We start from the raw sequence: 16156 nt of genomic DNA on the forward strand, positions 1-16156 counted from the left end.
TGACAAATTAATTCATAGCATTTTTGCTAATAAAATTCCCACTTCTATACTGATAAATCCTAAAATTGGTGTACCAGACCAGTAAAGTAACGCAGCTTGATAATTTTTAGTGCGTAAGAGGTTAGAGGTGTCCAGCGCGTAAGTTGAAAATGTTGTGTAAGAGCCTAAAAATCCGACGGCGATTAACAATGATACGGTAGAATCAATTGCAAACTTGGATACAAGGGTAGCAAAAAAACCCATCAAAAAAGCACCTGACACATTAATAAACAAGGTTCCATAGGGAAAGTTTAGCCCAAACCAGCGCCCAAATAATATGGTTAGGTAATAGCGACTGAGCGCACCTGGGACGGCTCCGAAACTAATTGCTAGAGGTACATCAATAATCAAGTTCATATATTGAATGGAATAGTCGGAAAATATGCCGCAATGCAGAAGTCAGTTTTTTTCTATAGTTGCATTACTAAACTCGATTGATATTGTTGAAACATATAAAATTTTTGAGTTGATTTGTGTCAATCTGAAACAGTTAATCTCCGACAGGGATAATATTAAAGTATAAGAAAAATGCGATCATCATGTGAAAAATGTTCATCACTAGCATTAAGTTTTATTGCAATGAGCATTGATCACACAAACAGCAAGATAGCTAGTTAAGTTGAATATGTGGGGAGAGAAAGAGATATTTTTAAATGCTGTGGCGAGGATTAATTTCCAGATATCTCTATTAATTTAATCAATCGAACTGTATTAAAGTACGTTTTCGCTGAACTAGCAATTTGCACTTTTCACCCTCTAGGCAAAGTGGGTTGAAGACAATGACAGGTTTTTCTTCTGTGTCAGCTATATATCCCTCTCCACGGGAGCTTGAGATTATGACAAGTAAATTTCGCGATCGCAGTGATGCAGGCAAGATGTTAGCAAAAAAACTAACAGCGTATACTAACCATCCAGATTTGTTAGTGTTGGGTTTGCCTCGTGGCGGTGTACCCGTAGCTTATGAAATCGCCACCAGCCTGAATGCACCACTAGATATATGTTTAGTCAGAAAGCTGGGTGTACCTGGTCATGAAGAACTAGCGATGGGTGCGATCGCGGCTGGTGGTGTGCGCGTGTTAAATTATGATGTCATCAATAATTTGGCTATCGATAGTACCACAATTGACAAAGTTGCAACTCAAGAATTGTGGGAATTACAACGACGCGATCGCGCTTATCGAGGCGAGCGTCCCCTCCCAGATATCAAAAATCGGACTGTCATTTTAGTAGATGATGGTATTGCTACAGGTTCAACCATGCTGGCGGCAATCGCGGTAGTTAAACAACAGCAACCCCAACGACTCATTGTAGCTGTACCAATTGCCGCACCAACAACCTGCCAACAGTTACAAGCGGAAGTCGATGAAATAGTTTGTTTAGTGATGCCAGAGTCATTGTATGCGATCGGTCTGTGGTATGAAGACTTTTCGCAAACAACCGATGTAGAAGTACAGCATTTACTAGCCAAACACTCAGTTATTAACAATGCAGATAAAAGCTACGCCTAAAAACGCAAAATCAAAAGCTCAATCGACTTCCATTAATCATCAGGGTCAAGTTATGAATACTACACTACTACTCAACGTTGAAGAACAAATAGTCATTGTGGAACTGGCAAACATCAGGCTCAAAGGTGAATTGGTGATACCTGCTAATGCTGAAGGACTGGTATTGTTTGCACATGGTAGTGCTAGTAGTCGCTATAGTACCCGCAACCATTATCTCGCCCATATACTACGTCAGGAAGCGAAACTAGGAACTTTGTTAATAGACTTACTTACCAAAGAAGAAGAAGCTATAGACCAGCGTACCAAACATTTTCGCAGCGATATTGGTTTCCTGGGCAACCGCTTAGTTGCTGTCACCGACTGGTTGTTAGCAAATCCCTGCACCAGTCATCTCAAGCTTGGCTATTTTGGTGCAGATACAGGTGCGAGTGCTGCATTATTAGCTGCGGCTACACGTCCAATGGCTGTAAAAGCAGTTGTTTCTCGTAGTGGACAAACTGATTTAGTCAGTGAAGCCCTAGCTTGTGTGCAAGCCCCGACTTTGTTAATTATTGGTGGTAATGACTTGCCTATCATCGCTATGAATGAAGATGCACTGGCAAATATTCCCGCATTCAACAAGCAACTAGAGGTTATTTCTGGTGCAACTCATCAGTTTAGTGAACCCGGAACTTTAGAAGAAGTAGCACGATTGGCAAGTCTATGGTTTAAACATTATCTCAAAGCATCTGATTCAGGCGCAAGAGATTTACAAGGTATGTCGCTGAATTGAAGATTGAGCAGTGTGCAATCAGTTGTCGGTCTTTTTCCCCACTGATTGATTCTCAATACTTTTCGGATAAAGGTTCACTCATTCTAAATTTAGATCCCCCCGCCTACGGCGACCCCCTTTTTAAGGGGGTAAAAGAGGGTTATTAGCCCCCCTTTTTAAGGGGGGTTGGGGGGATCTGAACAAGATTTAGATGTTAACCGACATGTATTGGATTGATTCTGACTCCTAAATTCTTCAAGCACAGACTTTATTCACATTCGGAAGTGGTTTAACTGCATCCCACCAAACTTGCAATTTGGGAGTTTGAGCAGTAATCGCCTCATACTCTGGAGTTTGAGAAAGGTAAATAAAAACAGGAATGAGGTAAAAATCGGCAATAGTTAGCTGGCTACCGAGTAGATATGGGCTACTAACAGTTATCGATTCAATTGCTTGGATTGCTTTTTGTGCAGGTGCGATCGCATTTTGTATTTGCTCCTTATCTGGCTTACCACCGCGAATTGGCACAATCAGACGTTGAATGACAATTTTACTAATTGCAGCAGGATAAAAATAGTTATCAATAATTGTGATAATCTGGCGCATCCGAGCTTGAAGCATCGGTTCGGATGGGCTGAACTGATTATTGGCAAAGACTGTATTCAGGTAATCAGTAATTGCTGGAGTTTCATAAATTACTTCTCCATCTACTTCCAATGTTGGCACTTTACCAAAAGGATTTTTGGCAAGGTACTCTGGCGACTGATTTTCACCTTTGAAGATATCAATGTCTTGAACGGTATAGTCTACACCTGCTTCCTCAAGTAACAATCGGACAGTCCGAACATAAGTACTCAGAGGAGTTCCGTAAACAGTAAGCTTTGCCATAATTTTGAGATTTTTCTGCCAAAATCCAATCAGGACAAAGATACTGTATCAACAAATGCGATCGCGGTGATGGTTGGAAATGAGACAAGAGCAACATTTATACCTGGATTTCTCACAAGAGAGAAATCCAGGGGTGTGGGAGGGGTGGGAAGTGTGGGAAGTGTGGGAGGGGTGGGAGGATGGTGAAGAAATCTCTCCCCACACTCCCCTCTCTCCCCACACTCCCCTCTCTCCCCACACTCCCCTCTCTCTCCACACCCGCTACCCATACGTGAGAAATTCGGGTTATAGGGGCGGGTTGAGATGATTAACGATGATCTAGGTAAACCCACCCTGACAAATTAGTAATTACTCAATAAATTCTGGTAGATCATTGGGAGCGCCACAAGCAGAAATATTCCCCGCAAAATTGACATCTGCCATTAATTCTGGATGTTCCTGCTTGCGTTGATTAATTTGTTCGCGGGTGAGAACTTTGGACTTATCAAACCCTAGCTCAATTTCGGTGTGCAAACCTTTGTATTTAACCCGTTGGAGATTGTAGAAACTTTTGTTGAAAGTTGTTTTCACAAATGCTTTGAGACACCCTAAAAGATATTTACGCTTAAATGGGTCTTTCTCAAACCAGTATTCTATTGTTTTACGCAGGTAAAATCGGGCGTAGTTACGTAACACGCCTTTGAGAACTTCTTCCCGTTCCATTACCTCCGGTTTCATAATGGGAGTCACAAAGTTATATTGAGAATAATCTCGCACTTCTACGCGATCGCCTAACTCCTCAAATAACTCCGAAAATGGCCAAGGAGTAAACATATTCCAGTTCACCATATCAGCTTTCCAGTCCAAAGCCATCTGATAAGTTTGCTCAATGGTTTCTGGGGTTTCGTTTTCCAAGCCCATAATAAATTGAGCTTCCGCTACCATCCCATTTTGCCGCAGTAATTGAATCGCCCGCTTGTTTTGTTCAATTGTCGTTTCTTTGCGGAACAAATTCAACTTTAGCTGTGCTGCTGCTTCCGTACCCAAGGAAACATGCACTAGCCCAGCTTGACGATAAAGTGGTAAATCTTCTTCATCCCGCAATATATCTGTCACCCTGGTATTTATTCCCCAGTAAACACCTAAATTGCGTTCAATTAATTCGTTACATAAAGCGATAAATTTTGGTTTATTAATGGTTGGTTCTTCATCTGCCAAAATGAAAAAACCTACTTGATGTTTTTTGACTAAAATTTCAATTTGATCGACAAATGTCTTGGGACTACTAGAACGGTACTTGCGCCAAAATTTCCATTGAGAACAAAAACGGCAAGTAAAAGGACAGCCTCTAGCATAGTTAGGAACTGCGACGCGCACATTTAGGGGAGTATAAATATATTTGCTCCAGTCCAACAAACTCCAATCAGGGGTTAGGGTATCTAAATCTGCAATTGGTGGATGGGCTGGTGTCGCTACAACTTGTCCATTTTCTAAGAAAGCAATACCTAAAATATTGCGTCGTTCACTCTCGACTGTAGCATTAGCGATCGCTTTCACTAAATTAACTGTAATTTCCTCTCCTTCTCCCCTAATAATGTAATCCACCCAAGGCGCTTCATGGAGGACTTCATTATACATATAGGTAGGGTGAACCCCGCCCATAATTGTTGTTGCTTCTGGGCAAACTTCTTTAACTATCTTGAGCGTTGTTTGCGATTGATAAATCATTGGCGTGATTGCTGTCGCCAATACTATATCCGGCTGATGTTCAGCAACCATTTGCCTTAAACGATCATCCGCAATATGGTCGGTCATCGCATCAATAAAACGAATATTATTGAAGCCATAAGCTTTTAAAGCTCCACCAACATAAGGAACCCAACTTGGCGGCCAATTTCCGGCAATTTCCGCACCACCAGAATGGTAATTAGGTTGAATCATCAGAATCCGCATGTTCTACCTACCTTCTAATTTTTATCAGAAGAACAGAGAATTTTACACTTGTAATTTTGTTAGCCTACTTCTAGCAAGTGCAGAATCACAGAAATATTTATCGTAAGAATCCAGAAGTTATAATAGTTATACGACTCAGGGAAAAGGTAATAACTCAAGGTAGCAATTATGCTTCTTTCCCCTAACTTCTAGGTTCTGAATTCTTACTCTTGACCGATAAGTTTCTGCTGATTAAAATACAAACACTTGCTAAAGCTTGGCAATCAAATTCTTAAGAAAAACTTAAAATCAACTAAAAGTTTTTGACTTTCAAATTTAACCCAAGTTAGCTTTCATAACTATATAGTTATGATTTTAAAAGACATAGCTAATTTTTCAAAACTTAATATAGGACTCATATTTGATTTATGAAAAAAATCAGTACACCCAGATCAGCCGTCTTTCCTACTTCCTACTCCCCATTCCCTACTCCCTGCTTACACAACTAGATTCAGGAATCAAACCATATTCCTATAGGCACTTACGCAGGACTTACGCACCAAGATTGTCTGTAAAGATTGGGTGTAAGGGTGTAAGGGTTTTAGATACATGCACCCCGATGGTTCAGAAGCACAGGTGATCAAGGACGAGAAAGCGCGGCGTAGAATGATTGTGGGAGATTGAAAGGGGCAAAATGATGTTTCAACCTTTAGTAGAGCCAGTAACTTTTGAAGAATTCCTAGAATGGAAACCAGATAATGGTCGATATGAATTACATAAAGGAGTAATAGTTGAAATGCAGCCAACGGGCGACCATGAGTTAGTTAGGGCATTTTTAATTAGAGAACTTAACTTTGAAATTCGTTCTCAGAATTTGGCTTATACAATTCCTAGTCAAGCATTAGTGAAAGCTGTAGATAAAAAATCTGGTTACATCCCTGATGTTTTAGTATTGAATCTGCCTAATTTAGTGAATGAACCACTTTGGCAGAAATCATCTACTGTTTCACAAGCAGAATCAATTCCACTAATAGTGGAAGTAGTTAGTACTAACTGGCGTGATGACTATTTCCTGAAATTTGCTGAATATGAAGAAATAGGAATTGCCGAATATTGGATTGTTGACTATGCAGCTTTAGGTGGAAAGCGGTTTATTGGCAGTCCTAAACAGCCAACAATATCAGTTTACACACTAATTGAAGGTGAGTATCAAATTACTCAGTTTCGAGGGAGTGACCGAATTCAATCACTTTCTTTTCCAGAGTTAAGTTTGACTGCTGAACAAATTTTTCAGGTTGTTTTGTGAGCAATCTAATCAAAATTGCTGCTAGTAAACTTATTAGATAAATTTGCTCTTGTAACAGAGTGAAAACTTCTATCAATGGCTGCATTTTGTTGGGTGTCGTTTCCTCAACCCAACCTTTTATTTTAGCGGCTGTTGACAGGTAGGGCGATCGCACTGCTCCTATTTTAGCCTTGCTACATTACTAAACGTTCATATAGCCGCCATCAACCACTAAATCTGCCGCAGTTATATAAGATGACTCATCACTAGCCAGAAATACTACCGCCGCCGCAATTTCTTCTGGTTTACCAAAGCGTTCTAAAGGTACGGTTTGCTTAATATAATTGCCAAAATTTTCCAAAGCTTCTGGCGATAAACCCATTTTGGTTTGAAAATCAGTGGGTATTAAACCAGGGCTAATGGCATTCACCCTAATTTGGCGCGATCCTAATTCTGCCGCTAAATTGCGAGCCAAGGAGCGCACAGCCGCTTTTGTCGCACAATAGACACTGCCCATCGCCATACCCTTTTCATTGACTGATGAAGCATTTAAGATGACACTAGCGCCGGGATTCAGTAAGCCAGACAGCTTTTGTACAGTGAAAAACACACCTTTAACGTTGATATCAAACTGATTGTCATACAAGGTTTCGTCCATTGCTTCTAAAGCGGCAAAAAATCCGACACCGGCGTTGGCGAATAAAATATCAAGACTGCCAAATTCTGATTTAACTCGTGCTGCTAAATTATCAAGTTGAGAAAGCGATCGCACATCTGCTAATACTGGAATTACCTGAGAATTGAGTGCTTGGGCTGCGGTGTGTAAACGTTGTTCATCTTGCCCTGTAATAATTACTCGCGCACCTTCCGCAATAAACTGTTTCGCCGTCTCAAAACCAATACCCGATGTACCTCCGGTAATCACAGCAGTTTTGTTATGCAAGCGTGCCATTTATAATGCCTCCTGGTAGATAGGAATTAAAAATCAAGGGTTTAGGAAGGGTGAAGGGGTATAGGGGTGTGGGGAGTGTGGGGAGTGTGGGGAGTGTGGGGAGTGTGGGGGGAAAGATTTCTTCACCATCCTCCCACACCCTTATACCCTCACACCCATTCTTTGTGCCTAAGTCTTGTGGAAAAACAATTGCTTGACCTTAACATTAATGTCAAGGTTTAACGTGAGATCAGTTGTCAATAAATTCACTCTCATGGTTTACCCACAGCATTTCACCAAATTCACAAAAGAACACGCCGATATCTTAGCAGCCTTGGTTTGTGGGCTGTTGTTGTTTCTCGGATGGTTCGCCTTACATCTGGGTTGGCTGGGATGGGCAATGCTGTTGTTACCTGCTGCTTATATCATTGGTGGTTATGAAAGCGCCCGTGAGGGAATAACGACATTAATTAAAGAAAAAGAGCTAGATGTAGATTTGCTGATGATTGTGGCGGCTGTTGGTGCGGCTGGTTTGGGTTTATGGCGCAGAGAATATCACCTGATTCTTGATGGCGCGGTGTTAATTCTGATTTTTGCGATTAGTGGCGCGTTGGAAGGTTACGCAATGGGGCGCACTGAACGGAGTATTCGCAGTTTGATGAGTTTGACACCAGATACAGCCAGGGTTTTGCATCAGGGACAAGAACAGATGCTACCTATTAGCCAATTAAAGGTGGGAGATGAAATTATTGTCAAACCCGGAGAGTTAATTCCCACCGATGGGATCATTTTGTCTGGTTACAGCACGATTAATCAAGCGGCGATTACTGGGGAATCTTTACCTGTAGAAAAGACTGTCGGTGAGGAAGTGTTTGCAGGGACACTTAATGGTTATGGGGCGCTGAAATTACAAGTTCACAAACCGGCTGCGAGTAATTTGATTCAACGAGTGATTAAGTTAGTCGCAGAAGCCCAAGAAACAGCGCCACCTTCCCAAGAGTTTATCGAAAAATTTGAACGGGGATATGCCAAGGTAATTGTGATTTCCGGCATATTGCTGGCAATATTACCGCCGTTTATTTGGGCTTGGGATTGGGAAACGACGATTTATCGGGCTTTGACTTTTTTAGTGGTGGCTTCTCCTTGTGCGTTGATGGCGGCAATTATGCCAGCATTATTATCAGGTATTGCCAATGGCGCGAAACAAGGGATTTTATTCAAAAATGGCGCACAGTTAGAGAATATGGGTAAAGTCCGGGCGATCGCTTTTGATAAAACTGGTACTTTAACTACAGGACAAGTGCAAGTATCTCAGGTAATGCCCAGTGAGGAATATACACAAGCAGACGTGTTAAAAGTAGCAGCCGCCTTAGAAGCATCTTCCGAACATCCGATAGCCAAAGCCATTGTCCAAGCAGCAAGTGATTTAAATTGGCAACGGGGTACTGATGTGCAAGCGATACCAGGACAAGGTATTGTGGGAATACTCAACCACCAAAAAATTACCGTGGGCAATGCTGCTTTTATTCAGCAATATGTGACACAGCTACCCAATAAATTACAAGATTTGGCGCATAGTTGGGAATCTGAGGGCAGAACTGTGGTTTGGGTTGCCCAAAATGCGGAAGTTATCGGCGCGATCGCCATTGCAGATATGATTAGACCAGAAGCTGCTGCTACCATTCGCCGCCTGCGTCAGTTGGGAGTAGAAGAAATTGTCATGATGACAGGCGATAACCAGCGTACAGCCCAAAGTGTCGCTCAAACCATAGGCATCACTCAGGTTTACGCCCAACTCCTACCAGAAGATAAACTCAATCTCATCCGCAGCTTGCAGAAACAGTATGAAAATGTAGCGATGGTGGGAGATGGAATCAACGATGCGCCTGCTTTAGCCCAAGCATCTGTAGGCATAGCAATGGGTGGCGCGGGTAGTGATGTCGCCTTAGAAACGGCAGATATTGTTTTAATCGCAGACAGACTCGAAAAAATGGTTGTCGCAATGGAACTCGGCAGGCGATCGCAATTTATTATTAAACAAAACATTACTTTTGCGCTGACATCTATTATTTTGTTAATGCTGGCTAACTTTGTGGGGAATATTAACCTCCCCATCGGTGTCATTGGCCATGAAGGTTCAACAGTGTTAGTTACTCTGAACGGCTTGCGCTTGCTGAGGAGATTCTAAGAGGATGTTTGAAAAAGCGTAGATTAATTTGAGGAACAAAACCCAACAAAGTCTTGAGAATGTTGGGTTTCGCTACTGTTCTGCTCAACTTTTTACTTTTGCCTTGTTGTACTAGCCTCTAGCCTCTCTTTCATTGAAAGCTGTATCAATTATTCCTAATCACACCTTGATTAATCAAGAACGTTTTAATAGCTGCATAAATTCGTCTTTTTTGCGCTTTACTAAAACCGCCATGTTCTGCACCTTTCACAGTAAATAATTGATTGACAGTTCCAGCTTGACGCAATGCTTGGTGTAGTCTCACTGCATGACTATAAGGCACAAAATTATCTTTTTCACCATGTATGGTTAGAATTGGCGGGAGATTTGGACGCACAAAGTTAATTGGAGAAACACTTTTCGCAATTTCTATTTCTCGCGGAGAATTGCGATTGCCAAACCATTGCACAGCAAAATATTTTTGATTACGTCCAATTAACAAATCATTCACATCAGTAATTCCCGACCAATTAACTATGGCAGCAACTTTTGTTGGTTTGCTTTCGGGGCAGTTTTGATTAAATTTTTTCACATCAGGCATCATTCCCGTAGTTAATGATAGATGTCCACCTGCGGAAAAGCCAGTCAACACAATTTTCTTGGTATCAAAGTTATATTTTGAGGCGTTATTAACTACCCAATTTAAAGCACATAGAGCATCTTCCACTGCGGCTGGTGCTAATGCTACCTTTGCTAATCTATATTCAATATTAACTACAGAAAATCCCCAATCAAAATAAGGTTTAAAAAATAACTCATCTTCTTTTTCACCTTTAATCCAACCTCCGCCATGAATTACCATTAATGTCGGACGTAAGCCAGATTTTTTATTTTTGTAAACATCAAGAGTTAATTTAGTTTCATTTACTTGTTCATAAACAATGTTGCGTTCTAAATTATAAACTTGGCGTTGATTTACCTGTGCAAGCTGATTAGCAAAGACTTGCCCACTATTCAAAAGTATAATAGCGAGAGTAACAATAGCCGCAATGAGATAAAACTGACGATATGACTTGTTTTTAAGTATCATAAGACTAATTAAATAGAGGTGATATGTTTCAGGAATAATTAACCGCAGATGGACGCGGATGGACGCAGATAAATTTTTACCTCAGCAGACTAAAAAGAGCTATAGCATTCCTAAATAATTTAAAAACCTCTATCTCCCTTGTCTACCTTGTCTACCTTTTCTCCCTGAAGTCTCTTATTCATATCAATTATTTTTTCAGATGAGTCGCAGGTTTTAACTTTGGTTTTAAGACACCTTCATCTATCATTCTTTTTTTGAGAATTTCAATCATAATTTTAGCGCCATGCTCAGTTGGATGTAAGCCATCGTTATACCGAACTCTTGCTTTTCTCCCTGTACTATCTGCCGCTATAGGCGAAAATTTACCGTTGACAGCAAAGGTATTCCAATAATCAACAAATTCGATTTTAGGGTGAACGGCTGAGACTTTTTGATAAATCCGATTAAAAATAGGAAAGAATTTATTATATCTAGCCACATTCGATATTGGATGACCTATCCAGTAAACTTTTTTGACGGGATATTCATCGAGCAATTTTGCATATCTTTCGACACGTTCTTCATAAGCTTTTTCCCACTCTGGAGTTAATTCGGCATACAACTTTTTGTTAGCATCTAAAATATTCTGGTCATCATTCCCACCAAAAATCACCACCATTACATCAGGGTTATTTTGTTGAATCAGTTCGCGTGTGCGGGAATACCAATCATAAAAATCGATGCGATTTAAGCCTGTGGAGATTTTATAAAAAACTTTAATACTTTCCAAGCCATAATCTGATTTTTTGACATCATTCTCAAATGCAACTCCCAAAAAACTCATAATCGAATCACCCAGCAATAAGAAACGTTTTGCTGGTTCTGCTTGCTTGATAGGTGGACTAGTAACTGATGGGGTTGGAATAGTAGTTTCAGGTTTTTTTGGAATCTGAGGTTCAGGTTTTATAGGAACTTCTGTAGCTTGTGCTGTGGCTTGAGATTTACCATCAATTTCTTTGATACTATCCCAAAAATCAGATTCAACTTTACTAAGTCCTTCTAGTTCAACTTGTTGGGCTATTTGTTTAACTTCGCTGGGTGCGATGGGGCTAGAACCTAAACTTTTCAGAAAGATAGGTTCATTCACCATCACTAGACTGTAAGTAACTAAACCACAAAGAGCTAAAAACTTTAAGTCTTGCATCATATTAATAATTATCAGAAATATTTCAATAACTTAGAAACCAAAATAAACAAATGGCGGTACGGTATTTGGCCCTAATCTAAATACGATATATAGCAAGGTAGATGTCAGTATGGCTTGAATGATGAAATTCCGCTTGGCTAAGAGGTTTTGTAAATAAACACTAATTTTATCTCCATAAAAATTCATCATAAATATGATGGCGAACGTGATATATAACTGCCAAAGATTAAATTGCGATCGCAACTCCAAATTTGAGGAAAAATTCACCATCTGCTGTAAAAATTTCAGTGCAGTTTCCCAGTTAGATGTATTGAAAAATATCCAACATAAACTTACATAGCTAAAAGTCAAAGCACAGGCAAATATCGGCTTAAATATATATACAGTTTGTCGAAAATAAAATCGGCACCAATTCAACCAAACTTGTGTTTGACTCCTCCGTGAAAAAACAATAATATGGCTGCTAGTTAAAGACTGATCAGATTGCTTTTTGGGATGAAAGTTTTTCATCAAATCTTTCACAAGGTGAGTAAAAACCAAACCAATTCCATGCAAAAATCCCCAAATCAAGAAATTCACACCTGCACCATGCCAAAAACCACCAATTACCATCGTCATTAGTAAATTAAAATGTTTCCTCAAATTCCCCTTACGGCTTCCTCCCAAGGAAATATATAAATAATCTCGCAACCATTCTGAGAGACTAATGTGCCATCTGCGCCAAAACTCCTGCAAACTTTGAGCGCAGTAAGGCATATTAAAATTAAGCACTGGCGGAAATCCTAACAAACTAGAAATAGCATTGGCTAAATCAGAATAACCACTAAAATCAACATATATATAGCAAGAATAAGCTAGTGCCGCTAAAATTAAATCGAAACTTGAGTATTGTTCTGGTAGTTGAAACGGTACTTTGATAAAGTTAAATAAAAAACTCGATAAAGTGTATTTCTTAAACAGACCAGAAATTATCAAAATAATAACTCTTTCTATCTGATAATTATATTTTTTCTCACTGTTTAACTGTTGATAAAATTCCGTTGCTCTAACTATTGGCCCTGAAGCAATTTGCGGAAAGTAAGTAATATAAACTGCATAATCTAAAAACTTGGGACAAGCAAGTTGATTTTTATAGCAGTCAATTAAATGAGAAATAACTCGGAATGTGTAGAAGGAAATTCCAACTGGGATTAAAACTTGTAAAATTGGAATTTCGCTGGAAATTTTGAATGTATTTAATACTTCTTGTAAGGAATCAATAAAAAAATTATAATATTTAAAAAAGCCCAGGTATATTAAGTTAATAACTATACCAAAGACAAGAAAAAAGCGTCTATTTTTACCTGTACTTATACCTTCAAGTATTAAATAATTAGTTATAACATTGGCACTTAACAATTCTAGGAAATGCCAGCCAAAAAAAGCATAAAAAATTACATTAACAATTAACAGAAAATATTTGTAAGCCAGAACGTGAGATTTTAAAAAACTGGCACAAGCAAATGTACCTATAAAGAATAGGAAAAAATCGTATGTAGGGAATAACACTGATAGTTTTAGGATGCAGATGTGTGTGAATAAGTAAGTATATTGTGGTTGAGATTAGTAAATTTTGTCTTCGGTGTATTCACTCGTTCCAGAGTCAATGCTTAAATAAATAAACGATACTTGTGAGTGAATATACTAAAACCAATGTTGAGCAGAATTAATCGCCAAACACACAAAGTTTCTCTGAGTTTAATGCTACTGTTTCTGGGGATGCACATTGGTATTACTCAACAAGCAGTTACAGCCCAAACTCCAGCTTCCCCTACATCTACAACAAAATCAGTCTGTCCTGCCCAATTAGGCGCACTGATAGATACTACTATTAATCGTCCTTTGTTTAGTCGCGCCCGTTGGGGAATTTTAGTGAAAAATTTAGTTTCTACCCAAACTCTTTATAACCGTGATGGGGAGAAATATTTTATTCCTGCTTCTAATACTAAGTTGTTAACTACAGCCACAGCACTAAAACAATTAGGCGCAGATTTTCGCATTCGTACTTCTGTTTATCAAGATGCTGATGGTAGTTTGCGTGTTGTTGGTAGGGGAGATCCGAGTTTAAAAAATGCTCAATTAACAGAATTAGCCAAGCAATTACGCCAACAGGGAATTACTCAAGTTACTAATTTAATTGCTGATGATAGTTACTTTCAAGGAGATGTTGTAAATCCGAGTTGGCAATGGGAAGATGTGCAAGCTGATTATGGCGCACCAGTTAATAGTTTAATTTTAAATGAAAATGCTGCCGTGTTAACTTTGTTGCCACAAACAGTAGGCAATCCATTACAAATTAAATGGGCTGATCCTACAGAAGCATATCAATGGCGAGTCGAAAATAATTCTGTAACTGTGCAGAAAGATGAACGAGGGTTAGTAGAAATTAAGCGTGATTTAAAAGGGGCGGTGCTATATTTACAAGGACAATTACCTGTGAATGCTGCACCAGAAGTTACTGCGATCGCAGTTTTTGATCCTACACAAAATTTCTTACGTAAATTTCGCCAAAGTTTAGCAGCAACCGGAATTTCTGTGCAGCAAACATCTATTGTTAATGGTGGTAATAATGAACGCGAAGTTGCTGCAATTGAATCTCCACCTTTGTCGGATTTATTAACTGAAACTAATGTTAATAGTAATAATTTATTTGCCGAGGCTTTATTAAGAACTTTAGCGCATAAACAACAATTAACCAAAAATCAAAATACTGCTGATTTTGGTTTGAAAGTTATGCAAGAAACCTTAACTCAATTTGGAGTTAAACCCAACAGTTATAGTGTATTTGATGGTTCTGGTTTATCGCGGAAAAATTTAATTAGTCCAGAAGCTTTGGTACAATTGTTAGAAGCGATCGCAGCATCCCCAGAAGCCAAAGTTTTTCGTGCGACTTTACCTGTAGCTGGGGTGAGTGGTAGTTTAAAAAATCGCTTTCGCAACACATCAGCCGAGGGCATTGTACACGCTAAAACAGGTACTTTACGAGGAGTAGTTGCTCTCTCAGGATATATAGATTCACCACAGTATGAACCATTAGTTTTTAGCATTATTGTGAATCAATCTGATCAACCCGCTAGTACAATTCGCCAAGCTGTTGATGAGATTGTTGTTCTATTAACACAGCTACGTCGTAATTGTTAGTTCTAATTAACTAGGACTTACGCAGAGGCTATGTAACTCAGGAATGAGAGTTTGAGAGGTTTTTTGCGTAAGTCCTGTATTCATATCTTCAATGCTTGCTTTGGCTTGTGACACTCCTGGGTACAGAATCAAGGTTTTAAGCAGCAAGAGAGATTTTCTCTTGTTCACGAGCATCGACTATTAAGACTAAGCATAAAGCTGCGATCGCTTTTTGCCATTCTTTTCTGACTACTGGATTTTCTACACCGTCAAATAACCCTATCAGGCGAGGAACTGAAGCTTCTAAAGCTGGACGTGGTACAGGGCGATGTAATTCAACTAAGTGAGTTAAACTTTCTTGATTGTTCACAAACCCAATTACCCACGCAGTTGCATGATCTGGACTGTCGGGAACACGTTTAACACCCAACTCGTTTTTTAACCAATTGTAAAAAGGTGGTAATTCTTGGGCTAAAACTGCTCCGGCTGTAGGTAATGTTTCTTTGAGCAATTTAATATCTAAACTCGCTAATTCTTGTTGCAATTCTGGCAAAATCAGTACTTCACTCAGTGATTTTGACAGGATAGATTCTAGTTGTGCTTGGGAAAGGTTTAGGTGTTGGGTGAATGTTGTAAGTAGCAAACTCATGCTTTAATCCTCTAGAAATTACTAGTTCACTTTTGCTACCTTTTAGCAACAAAATTATGCTCAAAATATAGACAAACTTTAGGAAAAATTTTAGTATCTCTAGGAAGATGGCATTGTAGTTAAAGTTATAAATTCGGGGGAAAGTATCCATCAGAAAAAATATCCCCGACTTTTTTTAAAAGTCGGGGATATGAATCTCGCAATTGTTTTGTTCGTCTGTAATAATGTCCAGGTAGATGAGGTGGTGATTAATTTGACGGTAGAGCTTTTTTACCTGGTAAAGATTCAGGGTTATCTAAAGGTGGTTGCTGAATTACGGGTGTTTTTGCTGGAGTAATTTTGAGGATGTTTTCGGGAGCAGAAATGCTATTTGTTGATAAAAATTCTATTTCTCGTTCTAATTTGTCCCTTCCCTCACGGAAAAATGCTGCCTCTCGCGGATGGTAAATGCCGTTAGCTACAGTTTCAGGAGTTTGTTGAGCATTAACTGGAGTGATTAATGACAATACGCCTGTAGTGACGACTGTAGCTATGAGAAGGCGGGAGGATGTGGAAGATTTTATCTTTTTCATAGTATGCCAATCAGAGCTAG

The 16156-nt window shown here is 39.4% G+C and carries 14 protein-coding genes; 5 read left to right on the top strand and 9 right to left on the bottom strand.

The window, feature by feature from the left end:
- Nucleotides 1-12: 12 nt before the first annotated feature.
- Nucleotides 13-396 carry a fluoride efflux transporter CrcB gene (crcB, locus tag H6G79_RS15600; RefSeq protein WP_190592483.1) on the bottom strand — a complete coding sequence of 128 codons (384 nt, stop codon included), beginning with the start codon at nucleotides 394-396 and terminating at the stop codon, nucleotides 13-15.
- A 479-nt stretch (nucleotides 397-875) separates the two neighbouring features.
- On the opposite strand from crcB, the gene H6G79_RS15605 reads away from it, so the two are divergent.
- Together H6G79_RS15605 and H6G79_RS15610 are read left to right on the top strand one after the other, a co-directional pair.
- Nucleotides 876-1547, top strand: coding sequence for a phosphoribosyltransferase (locus H6G79_RS15605; RefSeq protein ID WP_190592482.1), 672 nt, complete (start codon nucleotides 876-878; stop codon nucleotides 1545-1547).
- A gap of 52 nt (nucleotides 1548-1599) precedes the next feature.
- A complete protein-coding gene (locus H6G79_RS15610; protein ID WP_190592481.1) occupies nucleotides 1600-2319 on the top strand; it encodes a dienelactone hydrolase family protein in 720 nt (239 codons plus the stop codon).
- A 234-nt stretch (nucleotides 2320-2553) separates the two neighbouring features.
- Here H6G79_RS15610 and H6G79_RS15615 read toward each other — a convergent pair whose 3' ends face one another.
- Nucleotides 2554-3186 (bottom strand): glutathione S-transferase family protein, encoded by a 633-nt coding sequence (locus tag H6G79_RS15615; protein ID WP_190592480.1) that lies wholly within the window; start codon nucleotides 3184-3186, stop codon nucleotides 2554-2556.
- Between the two features lie 348 nt (nucleotides 3187-3534).
- A complete protein-coding gene (bchE, locus tag H6G79_RS15620; protein WP_190592479.1) occupies nucleotides 3535-5118 on the bottom strand; it encodes a magnesium-protoporphyrin IX monomethyl ester anaerobic oxidative cyclase in 1584 nt (527 codons plus the stop codon).
- Between the two features lie 676 nt (nucleotides 5119-5794).
- Here bchE and H6G79_RS15625 point away from each other — a divergent pair.
- The gene (locus H6G79_RS15625) at nucleotides 5795-6403 is read left to right on the top strand and encodes a Uma2 family endonuclease (RefSeq protein ID WP_190592506.1); all 609 of its coding nucleotides are present in this window, start codon (nucleotides 5795-5797) and stop codon (nucleotides 6401-6403) included.
- A 181-nt stretch (nucleotides 6404-6584) separates the two neighbouring features.
- On the opposite strand, the gene H6G79_RS15630 is transcribed toward H6G79_RS15625, so the two are convergent.
- Entirely contained in the window at nucleotides 6585-7334 is a 750-nt protein-coding gene (locus tag H6G79_RS15630; RefSeq protein WP_190592478.1) for an SDR family oxidoreductase, read from the bottom strand.
- 253 nt (nucleotides 7335-7587) lie between these two features.
- On the opposite strand from H6G79_RS15630, the gene H6G79_RS15635 reads away from it, so the two are divergent.
- Complete coding sequence (locus tag H6G79_RS15635; protein WP_190592477.1) at nucleotides 7588-9501, top strand: heavy metal translocating P-type ATPase; 1914 nt, start codon at nucleotides 7588-7590, stop codon at nucleotides 9499-9501.
- Nucleotides 9502-9646: 145 nt separating this feature from the next.
- Here H6G79_RS15635 and H6G79_RS15640 read toward each other — a convergent pair whose 3' ends face one another.
- The 3 genes from H6G79_RS15640 to H6G79_RS15650 all read right to left on the bottom strand — a co-directional run bounded on the left by H6G79_RS15640 (nucleotide 9647) and on the right by H6G79_RS15650 (nucleotide 13304).
- Nucleotides 9647-10570 (bottom strand): alpha/beta hydrolase, encoded by a 924-nt coding sequence (locus H6G79_RS15640; RefSeq protein ID WP_199334044.1) that lies wholly within the window; start codon nucleotides 10568-10570, stop codon nucleotides 9647-9649.
- A gap of 187 nt (nucleotides 10571-10757) precedes the next feature.
- On the bottom strand, nucleotides 10758-11756 hold the full coding sequence (locus tag H6G79_RS15645) for a DUF459 domain-containing protein (RefSeq protein WP_190592476.1): 999 nt from the start codon (nucleotides 11754-11756) through the stop codon (nucleotides 10758-10760).
- 30 nt (nucleotides 11757-11786) lie between these two features.
- On the bottom strand, nucleotides 11787-13304 hold the full coding sequence (locus tag H6G79_RS15650) for an MBOAT family protein (RefSeq protein ID WP_190592475.1): 1518 nt from the start codon (nucleotides 13302-13304) through the stop codon (nucleotides 11787-11789).
- Between the two features lie 144 nt (nucleotides 13305-13448).
- On the opposite strand from H6G79_RS15650, the gene dacB reads away from it, so the two are divergent.
- Nucleotides 13449-14936, top strand: a complete 1488-nt coding sequence (gene dacB, locus H6G79_RS15655; protein WP_190592474.1) for a D-alanyl-D-alanine carboxypeptidase/D-alanyl-D-alanine-endopeptidase — start codon at nucleotides 13449-13451, stop codon at nucleotides 14934-14936.
- Nucleotides 14937-15072: 136 nt separating this feature from the next.
- Here the strand turns inward: dacB and H6G79_RS15660 are convergent, their stop codons facing one another.
- Nucleotides 15073-15564, bottom strand: coding sequence for a hypothetical protein (locus tag H6G79_RS15660; protein WP_190592473.1), 492 nt, complete (start codon nucleotides 15562-15564; stop codon nucleotides 15073-15075).
- Nucleotides 15565-15812: 248 nt separating this feature from the next.
- Entirely contained in the window at nucleotides 15813-16136 is a 324-nt protein-coding gene (locus H6G79_RS15665; protein ID WP_190592472.1) for a hypothetical protein, read from the bottom strand.
- Nucleotides 16137-16156 lie beyond the last annotated feature (20 nt).

Source organism: Anabaena sp. FACHB-83, from assembly GCF_014697485.1.
In the GTDB taxonomy this organism is placed as follows: Bacteria; Cyanobacteriota; Cyanobacteriia; order Cyanobacteriales; family Nostocaceae; genus Nostoc_B.

What these genes read in the sequence shown, in the direction of transcription:
- dacB (WP_190592474.1), top strand. Translation starts at nt 13,449, where the DNA reads ATGTTGAGCAGAATTAATCGCCAAACACACAAAGTTTCTCTGAGTTTA.
- crcB (WP_190592483.1), bottom strand. Translation starts at nt 396, where the DNA reads ATGAACTTGATTATTGATGTACCTCTAGCAATTAGTTTCGGAGCCGTC.
- H6G79_RS15625 (WP_190592506.1), top strand. Translation starts at nt 5,795, where the DNA reads ATGTTTCAACCTTTAGTAGAGCCAGTAACTTTTGAAGAATTCCTAGAA.
- H6G79_RS15640 (WP_199334044.1), bottom strand. Translation starts at nt 10,570, where the DNA reads ATGATACTTAAAAACAAGTCATATCGTCAGTTTTATCTCATTGCGGCT.
- H6G79_RS15660 (WP_190592473.1), bottom strand. Translation starts at nt 15,564, where the DNA reads ATGAGTTTGCTACTTACAACATTCACCCAACACCTAAACCTTTCCCAA.
- H6G79_RS15615 (WP_190592480.1), bottom strand. Translation starts at nt 3,186, where the DNA reads ATGGCAAAGCTTACTGTTTACGGAACTCCTCTGAGTACTTATGTTCGG.
- H6G79_RS15665 (WP_190592472.1), bottom strand. Translation starts at nt 16,136, where the DNA reads ATGAAAAAGATAAAATCTTCCACATCCTCCCGCCTTCTCATAGCTACA.
- H6G79_RS15630 (WP_190592478.1), bottom strand. Translation starts at nt 7,334, where the DNA reads ATGGCACGCTTGCATAACAAAACTGCTGTGATTACCGGAGGTACATCG.
- H6G79_RS15645 (WP_190592476.1), bottom strand. Translation starts at nt 11,756, where the DNA reads ATGATGCAAGACTTAAAGTTTTTAGCTCTTTGTGGTTTAGTTACTTAC.
- H6G79_RS15610 (WP_190592481.1), top strand. Translation starts at nt 1,600, where the DNA reads ATGAATACTACACTACTACTCAACGTTGAAGAACAAATAGTCATTGTG.
- H6G79_RS15635 (WP_190592477.1), top strand. Translation starts at nt 7,588, where the DNA reads ATGGTTTACCCACAGCATTTCACCAAATTCACAAAAGAACACGCCGAT.
- bchE (WP_190592479.1), bottom strand. Translation starts at nt 5,118, where the DNA reads ATGCGGATTCTGATGATTCAACCTAATTACCATTCTGGTGGTGCGGAA.
- H6G79_RS15605 (WP_190592482.1), top strand. Translation starts at nt 876, where the DNA reads ATGACAAGTAAATTTCGCGATCGCAGTGATGCAGGCAAGATGTTAGCA.